10 protein-coding genes are annotated in these 24,624 nt (G+C 65.7%); 7 read left to right on the top strand and 3 right to left on the bottom strand.

From position 1 onward, the window contains the following. Positions 1-98: 98 nt before the first annotated feature. From MYF83_RS33765 to MYF83_RS33750, 4 genes are all read left to right on the top strand, one after another. Positions 99-5,270 (top strand): DEAD/DEAH box helicase, encoded by a 5,172-nt coding sequence (locus MYF83_RS33765; protein WP_248964812.1) that lies wholly within the window; start codon positions 99-101, stop codon positions 5,268-5,270. Continuing rightward, a complete protein-coding gene (locus tag MYF83_RS33760) occupies positions 5,267-8,092 on the top strand; it encodes a DUF8741 domain-containing protein (protein WP_248964811.1) in 2,826 nt (941 codons plus the stop codon). Before MYF83_RS33765 ends, MYF83_RS33760 begins: the two co-directional genes overlap by 4 nt. Then, positions 8,089-12,153 carry an Eco57I restriction-modification methylase domain-containing protein gene (locus MYF83_RS33755; protein ID WP_248964810.1) on the top strand — a complete coding sequence of 1,355 codons (4,065 nt, stop codon included), beginning with the start codon at positions 8,089-8,091 and terminating at the stop codon, positions 12,151-12,153. The genes MYF83_RS33760 and MYF83_RS33755 overlap by 4 nt, the downstream gene beginning before the upstream one ends. A gap of 128 nt (positions 12,154-12,281) precedes the next feature. Then, positions 12,282-14,039, top strand: a complete 1,758-nt coding sequence (locus MYF83_RS33750; RefSeq protein ID WP_248964809.1) for an AIPR family protein — start codon at positions 12,282-12,284, stop codon at positions 14,037-14,039. Positions 14,040-14,400: 361 nt separating this feature from the next. Here MYF83_RS33750 and MYF83_RS44580 read toward each other — a convergent pair whose 3' ends face one another. Then, entirely contained in the window at positions 14,401-14,502 is a 102-nt protein-coding gene (locus tag MYF83_RS44580) for a hypothetical protein (RefSeq protein WP_372500321.1), read from the bottom strand. Positions 14,503-14,833: 331 nt separating this feature from the next. Between MYF83_RS44580 and istA the strand changes: the two genes are divergently transcribed. Beyond that, complete coding sequence (istA, locus tag MYF83_RS33745; protein ID WP_248964808.1) at positions 14,834-16,063, top strand: IS21 family transposase; 1,230 nt, start codon at positions 14,834-14,836, stop codon at positions 16,061-16,063. Beyond that, positions 16,063-16,887, top strand: coding sequence for an IS21-like element helper ATPase IstB (gene istB / locus MYF83_RS33740; RefSeq protein WP_248964807.1), 825 nt, complete (start codon positions 16,063-16,065; stop codon positions 16,885-16,887). Before istA ends, istB begins: the two co-directional genes overlap by 1 nt. Before the next feature lie 80 nt (positions 16,888-16,967). On the opposite strand, the gene MYF83_RS33735 is transcribed toward istB, so the two are convergent. Together MYF83_RS33735 and MYF83_RS33730 are read right to left on the bottom strand one after the other, a co-directional pair. After that, entirely contained in the window at positions 16,968-18,071 is a 1,104-nt protein-coding gene (locus tag MYF83_RS33735; protein WP_248964806.1) for an IS110 family RNA-guided transposase, read from the bottom strand. An 808-nt stretch (positions 18,072-18,879) separates the two neighbouring features. After that, entirely contained in the window at positions 18,880-23,160 is a 4,281-nt protein-coding gene (locus MYF83_RS33730) for an nSTAND1 domain-containing NTPase (RefSeq protein WP_248964805.1), read from the bottom strand. Between the two features lie 272 nt (positions 23,161-23,432). Here MYF83_RS33730 and MYF83_RS33725 point away from each other — a divergent pair, with 272 nt between their 5' ends. Further along, a complete protein-coding gene (locus MYF83_RS33725; RefSeq protein WP_248964804.1) occupies positions 23,433-23,804 on the top strand; it encodes a hypothetical protein in 372 nt (123 codons plus the stop codon). The last annotated feature ends 820 nt before the right edge of the window (positions 23,805-24,624 follow it).

The following is a 24,624-nucleotide window of genomic DNA, read 5'->3' as shown; positions in this document are numbered from 1 at the left end:
CGTTGGATCACCGGGTGAAGCCGCAAAAATAGGTCATGCATGGCCTAGCAAAACGGTCATTCCCGACATATCTACTGAAGGGTAGCGGGGGGCTCGGGATGGACGTCTTTCAGGTGCATGAGCGGCTCATCGCCGACTACGACGAGTTCACAACCTCGCTGGTTCACGTTCGGGACGGTCGCATTGCGAAGCACCTCGAAGATGAGCGGGAGGCTCGCGTCCGGTGGCCGCACCCATGGGTCTCGCTGAACCCCAGCTTCGCCGCCGGCGGCACGATCTCCGAGCTGGTCCATGCGGATCTGCTGCACCCGATGTGCGAGCGCCTCTTCCGGATCAAAGCTGATGGGAACGATCCAGGGGATCGGTCTCTCACGCTCCACCGTCACCAGCGGGAGGCGGTCGAGGCCGCTCGCGACGGGGGCAGTTATGTGCTCACCACCGGAACAGGGTCCGGCAAGAGCCTCGCCTACATGGTCCCGATCGTCGACTCCGTCCTTCGCGATCCCAACCCCGGTCACGTCAAGGCGATCGTCGTCTACCCGATGAACGCGCTGGCCAACAGCCAGTTGCACGAGCTGGAGCGCTTCCTTGAATGGGGTCTCCCCAAGGACGCCCGCCCGGTCAGCTTCGCCCGTTACACCGGCCAGGAGAACGAGGAACAACGCAATCGCGTCCTTGCCCGAAAGCCTGACATCCTGCTCACCAACTACGTGATGTTGGAATACCTGCTCACCCGGCCGGACGAGCGCAGAGATCTGATCGGCGCGGCACAGGGCCTGCGCTTCCTCGTGCTGGACGAGCTGCACACTTACCGGGGACGCCAGGGCGCCGACGTGGCTCTGCTCGTACGGCGCTTGCGGGACGCCTGTGACGCTCCGAACCTGCAGTGCGTGGGCACCTCGGCCACGATGGCGACAACCAAGACCTTCGCGGAGGCGCAGAAGGTAGTCGCCGACGTCGCCACCCGCCTCTTCGGCACCGACGTCAGCCCCGATCGGGTCATCGGTGAAACTCTCATCCGAGCCACGAGCGACAAGGCACCCACCTCCGCCGAGCTCGTCGGAAGCATGGCGAAGGCGGGCAGTGACCGCCCCTACGCGGAGCTGGCCGACGACGCGCTGGCCAGCTGGATCGAGTCGGAGTTCGGTCTCGAGGCCGAGCCGGAAAGCGGCCGGCTGGTCCGCCGCCGCCCCGAGAAGGTCGCCACGACGGCTGAGGCTCTGGCGACCGCCACGCGCCGTCCAGAGGCGGAGTGCGCGGGGGCGATCGAACGACTTCTCCAGGAGGGTGCCCGCGCACCGCACCTTGAGACCGGGCGACCGCTGTTCGCGTTCCGTTTGCACCAGTTCCTCTCGAAGGGTGACACCACCTACGTCAGCTTGGAGCCCGAGGACCAGCGTTACATCACCAGCCAGTACCAGGTCAGCGTCCCGGGCCAGCGGGAGAAGATCCTGCTGCCCCTCGCCTTCTGCCGTGAGTGCGGCCAGGACTATCTGGTCGTCGCCAAGACCAAGGGGGGAGGCTACAGCGCCCGCCAGGAGGCGAACGTCGTCGGCGGTGACACGGTCAACGGGTACCTCTACATCAGCACCGAGCACCCCTGGCCGGTCGATCCGGTGGAGGACGGCAGGTTGCCGGACTCCTGGCTGGAGTCGGCTGCCGACGGCCGCACGCAGGTGCGCCCGTCGTTGAGTGACCGGCTCCCTCGCGAAGTGTGGCTCGGCCCCGGCGGTTCCGAGGCTCCACGCGGCGAAGGTATTCAGGCCTGGTACGTGCCATCACCGTTCCGGTTCTGCCTGCGCTGCCGGGTGTCCTACGAGCAGAGCCGGGGCCGCGACTTCGCCAAGCTCGCCACCTTCGCCACCGAGGGGCGCAGCTCGGCGGTGTCGATCATCAGTACGAGCATCGTGCGCAGCCTCCGGGAGCAGAACGAGAAGCAACAGCTCGACGACGAGGCTCGCAAGCTGCTCACCTTCGTCGACAACCGCCAGGATGCCAGCCTGCAGGCAGGTCACCTGAACGACTTCGTCCAGGTGACCCAGCTCCGCGGAGCTCTGTACCGTGCGGCGAAGGCAGCGGGTGAGGATGGGCTGCGCCACGACGAGGTCGCCCAGCGGGTGGCCAGGGCCCTGGACCTGCCTCTTACGGCCTTCGCCCGGAACCCGGAGGTGAAGTTCGGCCAGAAGGAGGCCGTGCTCAAGGCGTTCCGCGGGGTCCTCTCCTACCTCATCTACCTCGACCTGGAGCGCGGCTGGCGCATCACCATGCCCAACCTGGAGCAGACCGGGCTGCTCCGCTTTGACTACGTGGCGCTCGATGAGATCGCGGCCGACACCGAGCACTGGGAACACACTCACCCCGCGCTGCGAACCGACGAACCCGCTCACCGGGCCGAGGTTGCGCGAATCGTGCTGGACGAGATGCGGCGGGCACTCGCCGTGGACGTGGACGCGCTCACCCCGGAAGGGTTCGAGCGGATCTACAAGCAGAGTGAGCAGAACCTAACCGGCGCGTGGGCGCTCACCGAAGGCGGGAATCGCGACAACGCCCGCACCGTATTCGCCCGGCCGGGGCGTCCCGGTGAGAGCCGCGACAGGGTCAACTTCACCGGCCGCTCCGCACTCGGCAGCTACCTGCGCCGCCCGGGAACGTTCCCCAACTTCGGGCACAAGCTGACCATCGACGACGCACAGGAGATCATCGTCGATCTCCTGTGGGTGCTGGAGAAGTACGGCCTGCTCACCGAGGTCGAGGAGGGGCGCGACGGTGCGAAGGGGTACCGCCTCAGGTCCTCCGAGCTAATCTGGCGGGCCGGCGATGGCACCACCGGCGCCTCCGACCCACTCCGGAAGACAGTGGACCCCGAGGTCGGCACCCGCGTCAGCAGGTTCTTCCGCGACCTCTACGCAAAGGTCGCCACCGGGCTCGCGGGCATTCACGCGGCCGAGCACACCGCTCAGGTGCGGGCCGAAGACCGGCAGGAGCGCGAGCAACTGTTCCGCGATGGGAAACTTCCCCTGCTCTACTGCTCGCCCACGATGGAGCTCGGCGTCGACATCGCGACCCTCAACTCGGTGGCGATGCGTAACGTGCCGCCGACGCCCGCGAACTACGCCCAGCGTTCCGGCCGCGCGGGACGTAGCGGCCAGCCGGCCCTCATCACCACGTACTGCTCCACCGGCAGCTCGCACGACCAGTACTACTTCCGGCGCAGCCGCCTGATGGTCGCCGGAAGCGTCCAGCCGCCCCGGCTCGACCTCACCAATGAGGACCTGGTCCTGTCCCACGTGCATGCCATCTGGCTGGCGGAGACGGGTGTGCACCTGCACAGCCAGATGACCGATGTGATCGACATCTCCCGCCTCGACGAGCTGCCCATCCACGAGCACGTCCGGTTGCAGCTGGCCGATGACAATGCGCGCCGCCGGGCCGTACCACGTGCCCAGCGGATGCTCGCGACCATCTCGAAGACGGATCGCTTGGACAAGACCACCTGGTGGTACGAGGGCTGGGTCGAGGACAAGGTGCGTGGAGCGGCCGATCGGTTCGACGCCGCCTGTGGCCGGTGGCGCGATCTGTATCGCGCGGCGATGGCCGAGCAGGAGGAGCAGAACCGCCGGGTCCTCGACCACGCCTCCACACCGCAGGCGCGGCAGCGGGCACAGGGACGCCGCCTGCAGGCGGAGAACCAGCTTCGGCTGCTCAAGAACGAGGACACCGAGCAGCAGTTCAGCGACTTCTATACCTACCGCTACTTCGCGTCCGAGGGCTTCCTTCCCGGCTACTCCTTCCCCCGGCTCCCGCTGGCTGCCTACATCCCGGGCCGTAAGAAGCGCGGCAGCTACGTGCAGCGTCCCCGTTTCATCGCGATCGGCGAGTTCGGCCCGGGGGCGCTGATCTACCACGAGGGCCAGCGTTATCAGGTGGCCAGCATCCAGGTGCCGGCGGGGGAGTCCGGCGATGTGGCCACCGCCGAAGCGCGCATTTGCGGGGAGTGCGGCTACTGGCACGCCCGTGAGGCCGGCGTCGACCGCTGCCAGGAGTGCGACGCCGAGCTGGGCGGCTCCCTCGGAGGGCTCATGCACCTGCAGACCGTGCACACCATCCGCCGTGAGCGCATCTCCTCCGACGAGGAGGAACGGCGCCGCGCCGGGTTCGAGCTGGTAACCAGCTACCGGTTCAGCACCCACGGCACGCGTTCCGGTCGGCTGCAGGCCGAGGTACGGGGAACCAGCGGCCTGCTGGCCGAGCTCGTGTACGGCGATACCGCCACCGTCCGTGTCATCAATCGAGGCGGCAAGGGACGCCGCAACCGCAACGACGTCGGCTTCTGGCTGGACCCCGTCCGCGGCCGTTGGCTCAGCGAGTCCAAGGCCTCCGAGCGAACCCCTGAGGACGAGGGGCTGACTTCGGCCGAGGACGCGCAACGCGTGCTGAAAGTCGTCCCGTTCGTCGAAGACAGCAAGAACATCTGCGTGATCCGGCTCTCCGACCAGGTCTCGGAGACCGTGGCTACCACCCTCCGCTACGCCCTGGAACGCGGGATCGAGGCCGAGTTCCAGCTGGAGGACGCCGAGCTGACCAGCGAGGCGTTGCCCGACTCAGCCGGGCGGGCTCGGATGCTGTTCATCGAGAGCGCCGAAGGCGGAGCCGGCGTGCTGCGCAGGCTCCACGACGAACACGACGCGCTGCGACTGGTCGCGACGAGGGCGTTGGAGATCATCCACATCGACCCCGAGACGGGCGAGGACCTGGGCCACGCGCCCGGCGCTCGCGAGCGGTGCGAGCGCGGCTGCTACGACTGCCTGCTCTCCTACACCAACCAGATGTGGCACGACCGGATCGACCGGCTCACGGTCGTGGACATCCTGCGTGAGCTGGCATCCGCGGTCACCAAGCCGACCGGCGGCCACACGTCCGCCGAAGATCATGTGGATAGTCTGCGCGGTTCCTCAGGCAGCGAGCTGGAGCGTCGTTTCGTCGACTTCCTTCGGGCTGGCGACTACCGCCTTCCAGACGGCGCCCAGGAACTCCTTGGCGATGCCCGGGCGAAGCCGGACTTCGTCTACCGCACGCAAGCCGGAAATATCGCGATTTTTGTTGATGGACCCCATCACGACGCCGCGCATGTCAATCAGCGCGACATGGAGGCGGAAGACCGGCTCATGGACCTGGGCTGGCTGGTCATCAGGTTCCGATACGACGAGGAGTGGGACGAGATCGTGCGCAGGTACCCGAGTGTCTTCGGCACCGGACGGGGCACCCGATGAGCTACACCGCCGGGTCGCTGGTGACCGCCCGAGGCCGTGAATGGGTCGTCCAGCCGGGCGGCGATGGCGACTTCCTCGTCGCCCGCCCGCTCAACGGCGACACCGACTTCGAAGCCTGCCTCTTCGCCGACGAGGTCGCCGACGCGTCGTTCCCGCCGCCTACACCTGATGAGGTGGGCGACAGCGTCGCCGCGGGGCTGCTCCGTACGGCCCTGCGCATCGGATTCACCTCGGGCGCCGGTCCGTTCCGCTCCCTGGCGTCGATCGCCGTGGAGCCACGCCAGTATCAGCTCGTCCCCCTGCTGCTCGCGCTGCGCATGGACACCGTACGGCTGCTCATCGGCGACGACGTCGGCATCGGCAAGACCATCGAATCCGGCCTGATCGCCAAGGAGCTCCTGGAGCGCGGCGAAGCCTCGGGCCTCACCGTGCTCTGCTCGCCGGCTCTCGCCGAGCAGTGGCAGGACGAGTTACGCCACAAGTTCGCCATCGAGGCGACACTGGTGCTGCCGTCGACGGCCACCCGGCTGGAGCGCGAACTCCGCCTCGACGAGTCAATCTTCGACCGGCACAAGTACACGGTGGTCTCGACCGACTTCATCAAGGCAGACCGCCGTTACCAGCAGTTCGTCCGCACCTGCCCGGACCTGGTCATCGTCGACGAGGCCCACACGTGCGTCTCGGCTGGTTCGTCCAGCAAGCAGAGCCAGCTGCGCTACCGGCTGTTGCAGCAGATCGCCGCCGCCCCGCAGCGGCACCTCATCCTGGTTACCGCGACCCCGCACAGCGGCAAGGAAGACGCATTCCGCGACCTCATCGCCCTGCTCGACCCTTCTCTCGCCACGGTGGACCTGGAGAGCGCGAAGGGGCGCGAGCAGCTGGCCAAATATTTCGTGCAGCGCCGCCGCCGCGACATCCGCAAGTTCCTCAGGGAGGACTCGCCCTACCACCAGGAAACGCCCTTCCCGCAGGACCGTCACGTCCGCGACGTCTCGTACGCGCTCACCGGCGAGTACGGCAAGCTCGCCCGTCAGGTCCTGGCCTATGCCCGTGAGACGGTTCGCAAGCCGGGCACTGGTCTGCGCCAGCGCGTGTCCTGGTGGTCGGCTCTGGCGCTGCTGCGATCTGTTGCCTCGTCGCCGCGAGCGGCTTCCGCGACGCTCAGGACCCGTTCGGTCACCGTCGCCGCCGAGACCGATAAGGAAGCCGACGAGCTGGGGCGGTCCAGCGTTCTGGACCTCACCGACGAGGACGCTCTGGAAGGCATCGACGCCGCGGCAGGAGGACTTGTCGACGAGGATGACACGACCTCGCCGGACAGCGAGCGACTCAAGCGGCTCGCCCATGCCTTCACCAAGATCGAAGGGCCGCAGGACGACGCCAAGCTGGCGGCGCTCATCAACGAGGTCAAATCGCTGCTGGCGGACGGATACGATCCGATCGTCTTCTGCCGTTTCATCCCCACCGCCGAGTACGTCGCCGAGCATCTGGCCAAGGCCCTCGGAAAGAAGGCCCACGTCCGCCACGTGACGGGTCAGCTGCCGCCGGAGGCCCGCCTCGCCGCCATCGACGAACTCGGCAAGGAACCCAGCCGGCACGTCCTGGTCGCCACCGACTGCCTCTCCGAGGGCGTCAACCTGCAGGAGCACTTCCAGGCCGTCGTCCACTACGACCTGGCATGGAACCCCACCCGCCACGAGCAGCGGGAAGGCCGCGTCGACCGGTTCGGCCAGCGCAAGCAGATCGTCCGTGCGGTCACCATGTACGGCCTGGATAACGGCATCGACGGCGTCGTGCTGGACGTGCTGATCCGCAAGCACCGAATGATCGCCAAACAGACCGGCGTGGCCGTCCCCGTCCCCAGCGGCGGAGACGACGTCATCAAGGCGCTGGTCGAAGGACTCCTGCTGCGTGGTGACGACAACCAGGATCAGCTCGACCTGGACCTCGGCGTGACCAGGACCCGTGACCAGATCCACCGGTCGTGGGAGAGCGCCGCCGACCGCGAGTCCAAGGCGCTCACCAAGTACGCCCACTCGGGTGTCAAGCTCGACGAGGTGGAGCGTGAGGTCGCGGAGATCCGTGCCGCTCTAGGCAGCTCCGACGACGTCGCACGGTTCACCCGTGAAGCGCTGTCCGGGTTCGGCGCGATCATCGACAACCGGGTCGAAGGCTTCACCGCCGACACCAAGCAGCTGCCGATCCCCGTACGGCATGCCCTGGGTCTCAGCTTCAACGGCAAGACCCCCAACCTGGACTTCCATCCCGATATCCCGGCGCCACCAGGCAGCCATCCCCTGGTACGGACCGACCCTCTCGTACGGCACCTCGCCCGGACGACCCTGGACTCCGCGCTCGACGCCGAGGGCCCCGCCAGACGCTGTGGTGTCGTCCGCACGGCCGCGGTCACCACGCGGACCACAGTGCTCCTCGTCCGCTACCGCTTCCACGTGACGCTGCCCGGCCGTACCGAGACGCGTACCCTCATCGCCGAGGACGCCCAGGTGCTCGGCTACCGGGCCGGGGCGGGCGGGCGCGAATGGCTCAGCGATGCCGAAGTGACAGCCGTCTTGTTCTCGCGACCGGAGAACACCCTGCGGGAGCTGGTCGAGCGGGCGGCACAGCGTGCCGTGTCGGAGATCCCGGACCTCACCGATGAGCTGCATGCTCGCGGTGACGCCCTCGCCGCCAAGTTCGCCGAATCCCACCAGCGCGTCCGCGGCGCGGTCGGCGCGGGAGTGAGAGGACTAAAGGTGACCGCCAACCGTCCGGCCGACGTGCTCGGCGTCTACGTCTACCTTCCGGCCGGGGGTGCCCGATGAAGGCCTCTACCTACCTGGCCGTCGACGTCGCGGGTGGCCTGATCCCGCAGGACGTGCTGTCCCGGATCGGCGCCGCAGACCGCGAGCTGCCTGGCATGCGCCCGGAAGACTACCGCCTTGCCGAGACGGAACGCCTCGGTGACGCCGCCAGCCGCCACTGGGAGTACCTCCTCGGCGCCTACCGCGCGTACCGCGACCGGACCGGGAGGCTTCCCGCCGGCGACACGGGTACCTCGCTCACGCGGGAGCGCTGGCTGCAGGTGTTGTTCGGTGAACTGGGCTTTGGGCACGTGCCGTTCAACCGTGGTGCACTCCAGGCAGGGGGGAAGGAGTTCCCCGTCTCCCACCTATGGCACAGCGTGCCCATGCACCTGCTCGGCTGGAACGTCGAGCTCGACAAGGCCACCCCCGACATGGCGGGCGCAAAGCGGGCCCCGCAGTCGATGCTGCAGGAGTTCCTCAACCTCTCCGACGACCATCTCTGGGGCGTGCTCTCCAACGGACGACGGCTGCGCATCCTCCGCGACTCCACCGCTCTGGTCGGCTCCGCTTACGTCGAGTTCGACCTCGAAGCCATCTTCGACGGCGAGCTCTACTCGGAGTTCGTGCTGCTCTACACGCTGCTGCACGCCTCCCGATTCGAGCTGATCTCCGACGAGGGCTCTGTCCCGACCTGTGCGGACTGCTGGCTGGAGAAGTGGCGCGCGTTCGCCGCCCAGACGGGCGTGCAGGCTCGCGAACAGCTTCGCTACGGTGTGGAGAAGGCACTCGAAGCCCTCGGCACCGGCTTCCTCGTGGCGAATCCAAGGCTCCGCGAGCAGCTCAGCGCCGGCAAGTTGTCGCGCAAGGACTTCCATCACGAGCTGCTTCGCCTGGCCTACCAGCTCATCTTCATCTTCGTGGCTGAAGATCGCGGTGCCCTTCTTGACCCTGCCGCGACGCAGGTCGCCAAGGACCGCTACGACGGCTACTTCTCCACCCGGCGTCTGCGCCGTCTGGCCATACGCCGTTCGGGCGACCGCCACCCCGACCTCTGGCGCACCATAGTCAAGGTCATCAGTGCTCTCGGGGATGAGGAGGGTCTGCCCGCGCTAGGCCTTCCCGGCCTCGGTGGCATCTTCTTCCGTACGGCTGAAGCCTTGACGGAGCTGACCGATGCGCCTAAGCCCGACCAGTTCCTCGTCTGTGACCTGCCCAACGAGGCGCTGCTCACCGCCGTCCGCTGGATGTCAACCATACGCGGCAAGGATGGCCGGCCGCGCGACGTCGACTTCCAGCACCTCGGCGCGGAGGAGTTGGGAAGCGTCTACGAGTCGCTGCTGGAACTGGACCCGTACCCTGACCTCGCGGTGCCGCAGTACGAGCTGAAGACCGTCGCGGGCAACGACCGCAAGACCACCGGTTCGTACTACACGCCTTCGTCACTGATCGAGTCGCTGCTCGACACCGCACTCGACCCGGTCATCGACGAGCACGCCAAGTCCGGGATCGCCGACGATCTGCTCAACATGACAGTCTGTGATCCTGCCTGTGGCTCCGGGCACTTCCTTGTCGCCGCTGCTCGGCGCATCGCCAAGCGGTACGCGGCCATGGTCACCGGCGAGGATGAACCGGTGCCCTCGGCCGTACGCGAGGCTATGCGCAAGGTCGTTGGGAAATGCATCTACGGCGTAGACCTCAACCCGCTCGCAGCCGAGTTGGCCAAAGTCTCCCTCTGGATTGAGTCCCTGGAACCCGGCAAGCCACTGGCCTTCCTCGACGCCCACATCAAGGTCGGCAACGCACTGCTCGGTACGACCCCGAGGCTCATCGCTGCTGGCATTCCCGACGGCGCGTTCAAGCCCATCGAAGGCGACGACAAGAGTGTCACGAGTGCTCTGAAGAAGCAGAACGCGCGGGAAGTCCAGTTCGGTTCACGGGAGCCCGGTAGCGCACTGCGAGGAGAGCAGGAGTCGCTGTTCGACGAAGCTGAGCTGCCTGATAATCAGAAGCTCGCTGAACAGGCTCGCGCTCTGGCCACGCTCCCGGTCTCCAGTGTCGCCGACGTCCGCGAACAGCAGCGGCGTTTCCACGAACTGGAGAGCTCTGAGGAGCTCACCCGAGCTCGCCGGGTTGCCCACGCGTGGTGTGCCGCGTTCGTCTGGCGCAAGCATGCCGAGGCTCCCGAAGCCATCACCAGCGCCACCATCCGCAGCCTGGAAGGCGGTGCCTCGCTTGCACCGGAACGGGCTGAGGAATTGCGGCGGCTGACCGAACAGTACCGCTTCTTCCACTGGCACCTGGAGTTCCCGGAGATCTTCCGTGTCGGCCGCTCCGGTCACAACATCAACCTTGCCACGGGCTGGGAAGGCGGCTTCACCTGCATCCTTGGCAATCCGCCATGGGAGCATATCGAACTGAAGGAGCAAGAATTCTTTGCCAGTCGGGCACCCGAAATTGCGGAGGCGGCTGGAGCAAAGCGCAAAAAGCTCATCGCTAATCTCGCCGAAAGGGTAGCCACCAAACCTATCTTCGACGACTATGTGACCGAGAAGCGATGGATTGACGGTGTTCGTCACTTCGCTGCTAATTCGGGTGTATATCCTCTTACCGGACGGGGTCGCGTGAAGACCGACCCTCTGTTTGTTGAGGGGAGTCGCGAGCGTATTGATCCGCGTGGTCGGATAGGCATCATCGTTCCGACTGGAATTGCGACAGACGCCACTACACAGTTCTTCTTTAACGATCTCGTGGAAAAAGGAGCACTTGTTTCGCTATACGACTTCGAGAATCGGGAAAAAATATTCTTGGAGATTGATAGCCGCATCAAGTTCTGTCTATTGACCATCGCGGGGTCAAATCGGAACGTGGATCGTGCGGACTTCGCATTCTTCGTGCATGGCGCCAGTCAGCTCCTCGACGAGGGCAAGCGATTCACCTTGACGCCTGAGGAGATCAAGCTCCTTAACCCGAATACTGGCACCTGCCCGATCTTCCGCACACGTCGAGACGCTGAGATCACTCTCGGCATCTATCGTCGGGTACCCGTCCTCCTCCGCGAGGGAGACAGAAACGGTAACCCCTGGGGCATCTCGTTCATGCAGGGTCTGTTCAATATGACTTCTGATTCCGATCTCTTCCGCCCGAGCGCGGCAGACGGAGAGACGTTGGAATTCATGGAGAGCGAGGGCTGGCAGCTCGACGGCAACATCCTTGTCAACGGCGAGGAACGCCTGCTTCCGCTGTACGAGGCCAAAATGCTCCACCACTACGACCACCGCTGGGCCACGTACGAGTCCGATGGCTCCACCCGGGACGTCACCCTTATCGAGAAGAGAAGCGCTGATGCTGTTGCCCTCCCTCGCTACTGGGTTCCCGAATCGGAAGTTGATAAGAAGTTGCGGGAAAAAGGTTGGAAACATGATTGGCTTGTCGGGTTTAGAAAAATATGTCGATCAACCGACGAGCGCACGATAATTGCTTTTTCCTTCCCTAAGGGCGGTATGGGCGATTCCGGCAATCTGTTGCTTTCAAGTCGTGGGGCGCCGCAAATTGTATCGTCTCTCGCCGTATCGTTAGCGCTTGATTACGTGCTACGTCAGAAGCTCGGCGGAACGAATCTTAATTTCTTTCAATTCGAACAGCTGCCGTTCCCTGCACCTGAGGTCTTCGAGGCACGTTGTGCTTGGGACGAGAGAACTATCGGGGCGTGGATTATTCTACGGGTAATTGAACTCGCGTACACCGGAAGAGACATGAAGGAATACGCATGGGATCTGCACGATGGGGGCGAACCCTTTGTGTGGAATGAGGCGCGGCGGACGTTGCTTCGGGCGGAGTTGGATGCGGCGTTCTTCCATCTGTACGGGATCGACCGGGATGACGTGGACTACATCATGGACACGTTCCCGATCGTGCGCCGGAAGGACGAGGCTAAGTACGGTGGCGAGTACCGGACCAAGCGGCTGATTCTGGAGATCTACGACGCCATGCAGGACGCCATCGACGGGCATAAGCCGTACCAGACCCGGCTCGACCCGCCCCCCGGCCAGGGTCCTCGTCATCCTGCACGTTCTCTCTAGCATGCGTATCATTTCCGTAAAATCGGGATATTACCTATAGTATACGGCGCTCACATGAATTCCTTAGTTTCTACAGAGTCTTGGCTTGCCCTCCTCCGGGGCTCGACTTCATCTGGAGAGAGCCGGTAATGAATGGCGTGACCCCTGATTTAGCGCTGAATGCGGCTTTGGACGCCAGAGTTGATCTGGATCAATATAAGCACAGCAAGCGGCTCTTGTTCGCTGCGCAAGTCCTTTTGGGAATCGAGGATATTCACGCCGTTGCTGCGGATGCTCTCACTGATGGTTCAGGGGATCGTTCATGTGACTTCGTATATGTGGACCGGGACGCTGGCATCGTTGTGCTCGCCCAGGCGTACGAAGCTACGCGGCGTCGCGTGGTCGCCGAGGCGAAGGTACAGAGCCTTCACCAAGCAGTTGACTGGCTGCTGACGAAGGAGCTCAAAGGGCTGCCGGCCCGGCTGGAGTCGGCGATCTCATCAGCCCGTGAGGCCCTCAAAGATGGGGAAATCAGGCACCTGAAAATTTGGTTTGTGCATAACCTGGATGATCAGCCACAAGTCCACGATGCACTGACTGGAGCTCGGGACGCCGCGCAGAATGCTCTGGACTCGCGCTATCCGGAAGTTGCATCAGAGGTCAGAGTGGAGAGCTTGGAAGTATCTTCACCCCAGCTTGCTGCATGGTATCAGAGCTACGAATCCCCCATCGCGGTCAAGGAGATAATGCGACTTCCATGGAATGGCGGTCAAAGAATTTCCGGTCCCGGATGGGAGGCACTCCAAACCAGTGTGCCAATGAGTTGGCTGGCAGGACAGTATTGGTCATACGGAGAGACTCTCTTTTCGGCGAATGTGCGAGACTACCTGGGCCGAGTGAACCGCGCGAGCAACATAAACAACGGCATCCGCATGACCTTGCAACAAGAACCCGAAAACTTTTTTGTCTACAATAACGGCATTACTGCCCTGGTCGAGCATTTTGAAATCGACGATGAGGGTAGGCTACTCATTAAGGGTCTTTCCATTGTAAATGGTGCCCAGACCACCGGGGTGCTCACTGGTAATGAGGGGATTGATCTTGAGCAAGCGCATGTTGGCATTCGTTTCATCAAATGCCAGGACCAGTCCATCGTTGAAAAGATTATAAAGCGTAACAATCGCCAGAATAGTGTCGCGATCGAGGACTTTCGCAGCAATGATCGTACGCAGCGGCGACTCGCAAAAGAATTTTCAGATTTGGGTGTCTCGAACTATGTACGCCCGCGCCGGGGAGGAAGTCAGGACGCAGTTCGTCGGGTAGACATCGGGGCTGTGCGCGCGACGTATGCTGCCCGCGCTTTAGTGTCGTTCCATGGTGATCCTGTGACCGCCCACAGAAACCCTGCCTCAATCTGGGATTCCAATTCACTTTATCGCCGATATTTCAATGAAGACACAACGGCACGCCATTTCCTGCTGTGTTGGGGGGCTGGAAAGGCTGTAGAAGAACGGCGGCTAGAGTTACGAAATCTCCCTCGTCTGCAGGGCGGCAAGCGTAAGCAGCTTGACTATCTCCAGTGTCAAGGTGCGACATGGCTCTTAATCGCGGCGATCGCAGACTGCTTAGTATCTTATTTGGATGAGCTCCCTAAAAATTTATTTCGTGTTGAGTTGGCTGACCCGGTTGGGCCTAGTGAAGCTATAGCCCTATGGCGGCCTATTGTCAGGCAGGTAACACCCTTTGCTCCTGAATATTTGCAGTCACTCGTGGCTCAAAGCACGCGGTGGAACCCGGCCCAACAGCACGAGATATTGAGCAATTTCGGGGCAGCGGTGCAGCCAGTTTTAGAGGACGCGGATGACCTCTGGGCTGCCTTCAGCGGGGCAGTGCAAGTTCGGTCCTAATGGCGAGGCAGCCCCGCCACTGCGGCCACGAGCCTTGACTTTCCGGCGAGTCAGTTCAGCTGGTGAACCGCAAAGGGAGTGGCGGGAAGGTAAGGCGGCTGCCTGATCGGGTTGGTAGCGCGAACGCGACGGCTTTGCCGGGTGTGTCGGTGAGAGCCCTGGCCGGGTACGCCTGGCGGTGGCCGTCGGAGAGTTGATGGGCCAGCAATAGGCCGCGGTCGCTTCCGGTGAGCTGGGGTAGATCGGTCTCCTTCAGCGAGCCGAGGCGGTGGAACATAGCGAGGACCTTATGAGGTTCGGGATCGCCGTCCACGACCTCGCACCAGGTCGGGATGGTACCCAGGCTTTAGATGCGCAGCTGCTATGGCTGGCTCGCGTGCTTCTCGGCATTGGCGGCGAGTTCCGCCACGATGACTTCGGCGTCGGCGATTGCGTCCTCGCTGTGGCCGACCTGCTGGAGCACCTCCCGGACCACAGCGCGAGCGCGCCGTAGGCTGAGCCGGGTCGAAGGATCTGGACCAGCACGCGGATGTCGCTACTTTCTCTTTGGCCGGCTTCCCGCCGGGATCTGTCCGCGTACTGAGGATTTGGCCGGGGTGGTCCTGAGGGTTCGGGGGGAGGCTGCCGGCGGGCCGCATGAACATGCTCCGTTGATGTCGATGCCTGTCGGCAGCAGAAGACGTCATGTCACGGCAGAAGTGAACGCCGATGCGTACTCGTTCGTGTCGACGACGGGTGAAAACTGACCCTGTGGCGACGGCCGAAAACTGACCCCCTTCAGTCCACTCTGGAGGGTGATCAAGGTGGAGGACTGGGCGGAGATCCGCCGGTTGCACCGGGCCGAGCAGATGCCGATCAAGGCGATAGCTCGGCGGCTGGGCATGTCGAAGAACACCGTCAAGCGGGCGCTGGCGGCCGATGAGGTGCCCACGTACCGGCGTGCGGGTAAGGGGTCGATCGTGGATGCGGTGGAACCGCAGATCCGGGCGCTGTTGGCCGACTTCCCGCGCATGCCGGCGACGGTGATCGCCGAACGGATCGGCTGGGATCGTTCGATGACCGTGTTCAAGGATCGGATTCGGCTGCTGCGGCCGTTTTACCAGCCGGTGGATCCGGCGTCGCGGACGACGTACCAGCCCGGTGAGCTGGCGCAATGCGATCTATGGTTCCCGCCGGTGAAGGTGCCGCTGGGAGCGGGGCATCGGGGCAGCCCGCCGGTGCTGGTCATGGTCTTGGGGTATTCGCGGTGGCTGATGGCTCGCATGCTGCCCTCGCGGAAGGCCGGGGACCTGTTCGCCGGCCACTGGGCGCTGCTGTCGGGGCTGGGCGCGGTGCCCAAGACGCTGGTGTGGGACAACGAGAGCGCGATCGGTCAGTGGAAGGCGGGCCGTGCGCAGCTGACCGCGCAGGCGCAGGCGTTCCGCGGGGTACTGGGGATCGCGATCTGGCAATGCCGCCCGGGTGATCCGGAGGCCAAGGGGCTGGTGGAGCGGGCCAACGGCTATCTGGAGACCTCGTTCCTGCCGGGGCGTAGTTTTGGCTCCCCGCACGACTTCAACGCGCAGCTGGCGCAATGGCTGGGCAAGGCCAACGCGCGCCGTCATCGCCGTCTGGAGTGCCGGCCGGTGGACCGGCTGCACGCCGATCTGGCGGCGATGGTGGCGTTGCCGCCGGTCGCGCCGACGGTCGGGTGGCGGACCTCGACCCGGCTCCCGCGCGATCATTACGTGCGGATCGCCTCCAACGATTACTCGGTGCATCCCTCGGCGATCGGCCGGCTGGTGGAGGTCGTCGCCGATCTGGAGCAGGTCAGCGTGACCTGCGGTGGCCGGCCGGTGGCCCGGCACCAGCGATGCTGGGCCTCCCATCAGACCATCACCGATCCAGCGCACGCCAACGCCGCCGCCGCGTTGCGCGGCGGGGTGCAGTTGCGGGCTCCCACCACCGGCCCGGCCGAGGTCGAGGTCGAGCAGCGCCCGCTCAGCGACTACGACGCCCTGTTGACGGCCGAGGGGGTGGCCTGATGGCTGCACGCGCGCCAGCCACGACCAGCACGGCGGCCGCCGGTGGCTCACGCAACCTGGATGCCGAACTGGCTTATCTCACCCGCGTGCTGAAGGCGCCATCGCTGGCAGCAGCGGTGGAACGGCTCGCCGAGCGGGCCCGGGCCGAGTCCTGGAGCCATGAGGAGTTCCTGGCCGCCTGCCTGCAGCGAGAGGTCGCCGCCCGGGAATCGCACGGCGGTGAAGCACGGATCCGCTCGGCCCGCTTCCCCGCCCGCAAGGCACTGGAGGACTTCGACTACGACCACCAGCGCAGCCTCAAACGCGACGTCATCGCGCACCTGGGCACGTTGGACTTCGTCGCCGCCCGTGAGAACGTGGTGTTCCTCGGTCCGCCGGGCACCGGAAAGACCCACCTGTCAATCGGCTTGGGTATCCGCGCCTGCCAGGCCGGCCACCGGGTCGCCTTCGCTACCGCCGGCCAGTGGGTAGACCGCCTCGCCGACGCCCACATCCGCGGGACACTCCAAGACGAGCTGACCAGACTGTCGCGGATCCCGGTCCTGATCGTGGACGAGGTCGGCTACGTCCCCTTCGAGCACCAGGCCGCCAACCTGTTCTTCCAACTGGTCTCCAGCCGTTACGAGCGGGCCAGTCTGATCGTCACCAGCAACAAACCGTTCGGACGCTGGGGAGAGGTGTTCGGCGACGACGTCGTAGCCGCAGCGATGATCGACCGGCTCGTCCACCACGCCGAGGTCATCAGTCTGAAGGGAGACAGCTACCGCCTCAAAAACCGCGACCTGGGCCGCGTGCCCGCGGCCGACCACAGCAACGACCAGTAACGATCAAGCGCAACGGAGGGGGGTCAGAATTCAGACGACGCCAGGGGGTCAGCATTCAGCCGTCGTTGACATCACGCCGCTCAAACATGCACGTCGATGCACACTGGCGACCCGGTTGACCAGCTCAAACGCCAGGCCAAGCGATCGATACGAATGCTTCGCATCGAAGGGGTCAGGGGTTCGAATCCCCTCAGCTCCACCCAGGTCAAAGGCCACTTCCCATCACGGGAGGTGGCTTTTTTTTGATCTCCGTACAGCAGCGCTGTACAGCAACGGCTATTCCAGTTGCTCGCCCAGCTTCTTGAGCGCCGTCCGGGCGGCCTCGGAAGACACCTCGCTGCAGATGTCCATCGTGGCCGCGATCTGGCTGTGCCAGACGTCTGCATCGGGATCTCGTCAAGGTGATGCATGCACCGTAGGCCCGACACCCGAAGGCGGGAGACAGCCTCGATCGTGGCGGTGAGGTCGTCGATTCGATTGAGCATCAGCCGGAAGCCGTGCTCGTCGGTGAAGTGCCCGGTCAGTGCCTCTTGCAGGACAGGGACCTTGGAGCGCATCGGACCGCGGGCCATCTGGGCCAGCGTCTTTGGGTCGCGCTGCCCGTCGATCAACGCGGCCAGCATCTGGCGGCCGGAGACGCCGAAGATGTCGCTGATCACGCTGGACAGCTTGATCTGTGCGTCTTCCAGCAGTTTCTCCACCCGCTGCTTCTCGCGGGTTCGTTCGCGTACCAGGCTGCGCCGATACCGGGTCAGGTCGCGGAGCTGGCGGATCGGCTTGGGGTGCACGAGGCTGGGCCGGCACATGCCGCGTTCGACGACCTTGGCCAGCCAGACTGCATCGAGTTTGTCGGTTTTGGGTCGTCCGGGGACGTTCTTGACGTTCTTGACGTGCTTGGCGTTCAGCAGCCAGCAGGTGAATCCCTCGGCTTCTAGCAGGTAGTAGACGGGCTTCCAATAGTCCGACGTCGCTTCCATGGCGACCAGGGTGACGCTCTGGCAGCGCAGCCAGTCGGCCAGGGCGAGCAGGGACGCGGTCAGCGTGGTGTACTCGCGTACCTCCTGACAGCGCCGGCCGGGCTTGTCGTCGTGTGAGACTCGTACGCACACGACCAGGCCGCTCTTGCCGATGTCGATGGCTGCGACCCGCTCGACCAGCTCCAGTGGTTCGTTGGTTTCCTGCACCCTTTGTCCTCGTCTTCTCCCGTGGCGGACAGGTAGGTGGTTGCCCGGGGAGCCGGTAGGGGGAATCAAGAGCCGGGCTCTCGTGCTCGAAGCGACATTCCAGGGCCCCTGGGGCGGCTCCCGGCGTCAGACTGAAAACCGGCCTCGACCTGGCACCAGGCGGAATCGACGTCGGCGGGCAACCACCCCCGATTTTCACGCCCGCAGGGCGTGCGCGCAGCCACATCAAGGACTGAAAAGCGGAAGGTCGGCGGTTCGACCCCGCCCCTGACCACATCACCTGAACAGCCAAAACGCCCCGAGCATCCGTGCTACGGGGCGTTTTTGATCTCCAATGACAGCAATGTCGCCGGCCCTTCCTCTGCTAAGGGGCTAGGCGTGATGGTAGACCCAGCTTGTCGAAAAGCTCGGTGAGCGCCGCCGAGGTTGAGGAGCAGGGTGACGCAGGTGTGTCGGAGGTCGTGGCAAGCGCAGGTCGCCGAGGCCGGCGGCCGTGCGGATCGCTCCCCAGCTTCGGCGGAGGTTGTCCGGCTCCATGGGGGTTCCGCGGCGTGAGGGGAAGACAAGGCCGTTTTACTGCCAGCGGCCGGACTGTTCGGCGCACTGGCGCCTACGGTGTTCGCGGAGTGCTTCGACGCAGATCGGGGAAAGCGGGACGGTCCGCGCCGAGTCCTGCGTCTTGGGCCGGACGAACTGTCGGCACCCGCAGAGCTGACCATGGGCCGGGAACCGAGAGCGACGCGCTCCTACCCGATCGGATGGGCATCCTTAAGCCGGCCGTATGCAGAGAGGCCTGGTGTACGGGCCTTCAGCACGAGGGGCGGTAGTCCACGGACGGGAGGTAGGTGGCCCACTCTTTGTGGGTGAGGTCGCGGCCGATCTCACGGCAGAGCTTCCCGGCCATCGAATCGGGCTGGAGCGACCAGCGGATGATTTTGCCGTCCCCTCCTCCCGAGATCAGGTCGCCGTCCGTGCTGAAAGCCAGGCCCCTGATCGGGGCCGTGTGGCCGGTGAGCGTCGCCGTCGGCCGCCTGGACGGGAGGTCCCAGACGGTGATCGTGCGATCGTCGCCCGCGGACGCGAGCGCACGGCCGTCCCGGCTGAAGGCCAGCGCCTGGACGGGGGCGGTGTGGCCTTGCAGCGTGGCAGACAGAGTTCCGGTCCGCGTGTCCCAGAGTTTGACGGTCCGGTCGGCCCCCGCCGTGGCGATCAGTTTGCCGTCGTGACTGAAGGCGACGTCGAGCACCGAGCCTTGCCTGGTCCTGAGGGCGTGGACCTCCCGGTTCCGGGCCAGGTCCAGGACGTTGAGGTCTCCGGCGGGGCTGGCGGTGGCGAGGAGCGGATCGCGGGGGCTGAACGCCAGTGACGAGGCGAGCCACTGAGCGCCCGGGAACGGCACCTCGACTGGGTTCTCCGCATTGCTGATGGCCCAGCGGATCCGGCCGAGCGCGGTCGCGGCGAGAAAGCGCCCGCGCGGATCGAAGCCGACATCGGTGGAGGCACCGACTCCCTTGTACGTGATCGTGGTGAGCTTCCGCCTGCTGTCGACGTCCCAGATGGTGACCGCGTGGCTTCGGGTGATGGTCGCGAGCCGGTGGCCGTCTGGGCTGAAGGCGACGGCCCGGACGTGATCGGGATGGTCGCCGAGCGTGGCGATCAGGTTCCCGTGCACGTCCCACAGCCGGACGGTGGCGTCGCTGCTCGCCGACGCGACGATACGGCCATCCGGGCTGATCTTGATGTCGTTCACGGCTCCGCTGTGTCCGCTGAACGGGGTGCGGGCACGCTCGCGGACCACGATGGTGCGGCCGATTCCGGCCGAGGCGAGCATCGAGCCGTCGTTGCTGAAGGCGAGGGACATCGCTTCTGTGCGGCTTCTGTCCTGGTAGGTCTCGACGGGCTGCCGCCGCGTGAGGTCCCAGACGGTGATCAGCCCGTCCTCGTCGGTGGTGGCGATACGGCCGGCGGCGGGAGCGGACATGTCCCAGGTGTACGGCGACCGCTCGGGCAGCTTGGAAAGTAAGGTGACCTTGTCGCCGGCGATTCGCCAGAACCGCACCCCGTGGTGCGACGATCCCGTGGCGAGGGTGCCGTCGGTGGAATCGAAGCCCAGCCGGTGGACGTTGTCCATGGGAATCGCAGCGACCTTGGTCCCGGAGGCGACGTCCCACACCACAGGGTGCTCCCTCCCGCCCGTGGCCGACACCAGGAATGCCGCGTCGGCGCTGAACGCGAGGGCGGCGACCTCCTCCCGGTGCACTTTCAGAGTGCGCCTGCTCCCGCGAGGCAGGTCCCACAGCTCGATCGCACCGTTGCCGGCTCCGACGGCGATCTTCGTCCCGTCGGGGCTCAGCGCCATCGCGTCGGTGAGCTTCTCCGGTGACCGTCGGAACACGGGCCTGCGGGAGGCTATGTCCCGGACGACGATCGAGCCCTCGGTGGCCGCCAGCCCGGGCGCTCTGGCGGTGGACGCCAGCAGTGCGCCGTCGCGGCTGAACGCCACCGACCTGGCGTAGACGTCTCCCGTCCCGGCGAGTTCCGTGTGCTCGGAGAAGGTGGCGACGCGGGTGCGGCGGCGGGGATCCCAGAGGGTGACGGCTCCGTCAGCGCCGGCCGAGGCCAGGCGCGAGCCGTCCGAGCTTAACGCCACCCAGAAGATCGTCGGCCCCTCGGCGTTGAGTTCGATGCGGTGCTGCGCCGTGGCGGACACGCTCAGGAGGCCGCCCCGCGTCTCGGTCTCCGGGTTGAGACGGAACGCGGCGATCGCCAGCAGGCCGGCCAGATCGGGATCGGTGCCGGCGAGAGATCTGGCCTTCAGGGACAGCTGCCGGGACAGGGCGACCACCTGCTGACGGCCGGCCTCCTGCCCTTGCCGTACGGCCACGCCTCCGCCGAGCATGGCGAGCAGGAAGAGCGTGGCCATCCCCGCCAGGAGATGTTGCAGAAGTCGGGTGCGGCGTCTGGTCGCGGTGCGCTCACTCTCCTCCAGCGCACTGCTGGCCCGCAGAAAGGCGCTCTCGATGTCGTTCAGCTCTTGCGGGTGGTCCTCCCCCCAGGTGCGGGCGGCGAGAAGCTGGGTGCCTCGATACAGGGCTCCGGAATCGCGCTGCAGTTCCCGCCACGTCTGCGCGGCATCGGTGAGCCGCCGGTGGACGAACAGGTTCTCGCGGTCTGCGGTGAGCCAGCGGTGCAACCGGGGCCAGGCCCGGATCAGCGCCTCGTGCGCCACGTCCACCGTCTCCTCCGCGAGGACGACCAGCCGTGCGGCCGCGAGGCGGTCCAGCACACCGGAGGTGACTTCGGGGTCGGCCACGCCGACGAGCTCCGCCCGGGAGATCGGACGCCTGGTGTCCTCTGTGCCGTCTCCAAGCGCGGTCAGTCGCAGGAAGATCCTGCGTGCGGCCCGCTGCTCCGCGGGGGCGAGCTCGTCGAAGACCCGTTCCGCGCTCTGCGCGATGGCCCCGCGAACACCGCCGGCCGCCTGATAGGCCGACAGCGTGAGACTCCGGCCGGTTCGGTTCCGCCAGGTCTCCAGCATCGCGTGCGAGACCAGCGGCAGACTCCCGGGCTCCTCGGCGGCGTCGGCCACCACCGTGGCGAGCAAGTCGGGTTCCACGGTGAGCTCCGCCTGGGCGGCGGGCCTGACGACGATCTCCTGGAGGTCTGCCGACGACACCGGTCCGACGAGCAGTTGGGCCTCGCCGCCCAGAGCCTCGACCAGGCCCGGATGCTGGGTGAGGTGGGCGAGGAAGTCGGCTCGTACGCCGAGCACGACAACGGTGCGGCGGTCGGCCCCGAGCGTCATGCCCAGCAGGGCCTCCACGAATCGGCGTCGTTCTCCGTCGTCCGCGCAGAGAGTGAAGGTCTCCTCGAACTGGTCCACCACCAGCAGCCGCCGGCTCTGGCGCGCGTCGCTCGCTGACGCGCTGCGCTGCGCGATGTCCAGGGCGGCACTCAAGGCATCCGGATCGCCGGCCAGGTCGTCGCGGAGCGCCTCAGGGTCGACGCCGGATGTCTTCGCCACCAGGTCGACCAACGTGTCCAGTGGGTGCTCGCCCGGCGTCATGATCAGGTCTCGCCACGGCTGGGCCGTACCCTGCGCGCTGGAGATCGTCCCGAGCAGGCCGGCGCGCAGGAGGGAAGACTTTCCGCTTCCGGACGCCCCGAACACGGCGACCATCGGAAGCCGGTCGACCAGCTCGCGGAGCCGGTCGACCAGATGAGAGCGGCCGAAGAACCATGCCTCGTCCTCCGGCTGAAATGGCATCAGACCCCGGTACGGGCAGACCTCCGGAGCCCATTCCTCCGTCTCCTGCGGCGTGGCCGGCATCCGCGGCGGCAGGCTCAGGGCCGGGAGGAGGTCCTCGTCGCCGCGGAGCATCGCCTCGTGCAGACGTTGGAGCACGGGGCCGGGTTCGATGCCGAGCTGAGCGTTCAGAAGGTCGCGGGTCCGGCGGAAGACCTCCAGCGCCTCGACCTGACGGCCGGACCGGTACAGCGCGAGCATGAGATGACCCTGCAAGCTCTCCCGGTACGGACGCTCCCGGGTGAGATCGGCCAGCTCGGCGGCCACCTCGATGTGCCGTCCCAGAGCCAGCTTGGCCTCCGCCAACCGATCGTGAGCGGTGAGCCGTGACTCCTCCAGCCGCCGGGCCTCGTCAGCGATGAGCGCGTGGTCACCGAACTCCGCGAAGGCCGGCCCTCGCCACAGGTCCAGCGCCGCACGCAGCCGGTCATGCGCCGGTTGCAGGTCACCACGGTCCAAGGCCGCGCTCCCTTGTGTGGCAAGGCTGCGGAAACGGGCCGCGTCCAGATCATCGGTGATGATCGCATACCCGCCCGGCCGTCCATCCACGACGTGGCCGCCGAACGACCGCCGTAGCTGATGGACGTAGAGGTGGATGTTGCGCCGCGCGGAAGCGGGCGGCTGATCACCCCAGACGGCGGCGATCAGCCAGTCGGTGGACACCGGCTGGCCGGCCCTGGACAACAGCGCGGCAAGGGTGAGCTGCAGTTTGGGTGCTCCGCTGACAGGAACCAGCCGGCCGTCGCGGGAGACGCTGAGCGGCCCGAGAACATGAAATTTCACCCAAACTCCGCCCCCTCGAACTTCGGGATGAGACTCGTGGACCGCTGCCTGGTTGTCAACTCCTGCGGTCATGTAAGAATCCGCGCCGGATCGGTCCTAGGGCGATGAAGCGCGTGCTACCAGGGTCTATACCTCGCATATACCGACGTGTCCAATACTCAACCCGGCGCCACGATCTTCGGTTTTACGGGGGCGCCGCAGACCAACAGTGGTCCGGGGATGCGACTAAAGACCGCATTATCACCCCAGAAGACCCTCTATGGAGGAAACACATGCGAAAGCAAACCAAAGCGCTGCTCATCGGGGCGACCACGTGCGCTGTGCTGCTCGCTGCGGCACCGGCCGACGCCGCGTCGCACACGTGCCATCTGGGAACCTTCGACACCAGCTGTACGAGCGGCATCATCAACGCCTACCCGGGAGGCAACTGGGTCGACATCCACATCACCTCTTACACCGCGAACACGGTGAAGTACCAGGTCGTGGACGAGGACACCAAGGTTACCGTGGCGTCAGGACAGACGTCGGGCGGGAATGGTGTCAATCGGACTATCGGGGGACTGGTCGGCCGCTATCGGCTGAAGATGCAGAAGCAAATACTCGGGGCCGGCGCCGACGGCGTGATCGAGAACGAGTTGCCATAACGTCGATCCCAGATGACACCCGTCGTCTGACGATTCGTTCTCTCGGCGTGATGCAACTCGGACAGTAAGGATATCCTCGGCGATATCGACACACTGGTGTAGACATATGGACGCACCGAAACGCGGGTTCGTCCGGAGGGGGCCGCTGCCTAAAGCGGATCTTTACCGGACGAACCTGCGGGTTCGGGGGTAGTGAGCGGTACGGACGAGGCTCGGCCAAAGGGCTTGGTCCGCACCGCGGCCGTGATGTCGGTTCCTACCGTCAGGTTCTCCGGGGGCCGGCACCGAGCCCGGAGAGCAACAGTGAAAGGCCCACAGGCGCGGCTCCCGGCGTCCGACCAAGCACGGCCTCAACGACCAGGGGCACCTGGCCCGGTGTCGAGCACCAGGCCGACCACGTGGTCACGGACGTACTCCAAGCTGTCGAGATCTTGCAGTAAAGGGAACGAGGGCGGCGGCTCGCAGTGACAGCAGCGGTGACAGCAACGTCGGCGTTCGACCCGCCCCTGACCACATCACCTGAACAGCCAAAACGCCCCGAGCATTCGTGCTGGCCTACTCACGGACCTGACCGGCAGTTTCGCGCCCGCCTGGGCCCTGCTCGCCGCGCTGACCGCTGTCACCCTGACGGCGACAGCCCGGCTGTGACCAGTTCGGACGGCAGCCGCTGTAGCCCTCGGACGACGGCCGGTGTCTCCGCGAACGCCGCCGCCACCACGGGATCGCTGTGCAAAGATGCGCCAGATGCTGCAGTGCGTGCGCCACCACGTTTTCGGCCCGAAGCCCTTCCGACGCCGGGCTCGCCGGAGCGGGGACCCCT

Source organism: Sphaerisporangium perillae, assembly GCF_023276435.1.
Taxonomy (GTDB): Bacteria; Actinomycetota; Actinomycetes; order Streptosporangiales; family Streptosporangiaceae; genus Sphaerisporangium; species Sphaerisporangium perillae.
The sequence above is the reverse complement of the archived record's forward strand: the minus strand, read 5'-3'. Positions and strand labels throughout refer to the sequence as shown.

Coding starts and splice junctions, on each gene's coding strand:
- istB (WP_248964807.1), top strand. CDS start 16,063: ATGGCTGCACGCGCGCCAGCCACGACCAGCACGGCGGCCGCCGGTGGC.
- MYF83_RS33765 (WP_248964812.1), top strand. CDS start 99: ATGGACGTCTTTCAGGTGCATGAGCGGCTCATCGCCGACTACGACGAG.
- MYF83_RS33725 (WP_248964804.1), top strand. CDS start 23,433: ATGCGAAAGCAAACCAAAGCGCTGCTCATCGGGGCGACCACGTGCGCT.
- MYF83_RS33750 (WP_248964809.1), top strand. CDS start 12,282: ATGAATGGCGTGACCCCTGATTTAGCGCTGAATGCGGCTTTGGACGCC.
- MYF83_RS33755 (WP_248964810.1), top strand. CDS start 8,089: ATGAAGGCCTCTACCTACCTGGCCGTCGACGTCGCGGGTGGCCTGATC.
- MYF83_RS33760 (WP_248964811.1), top strand. CDS start 5,267: ATGAGCTACACCGCCGGGTCGCTGGTGACCGCCCGAGGCCGTGAATGG.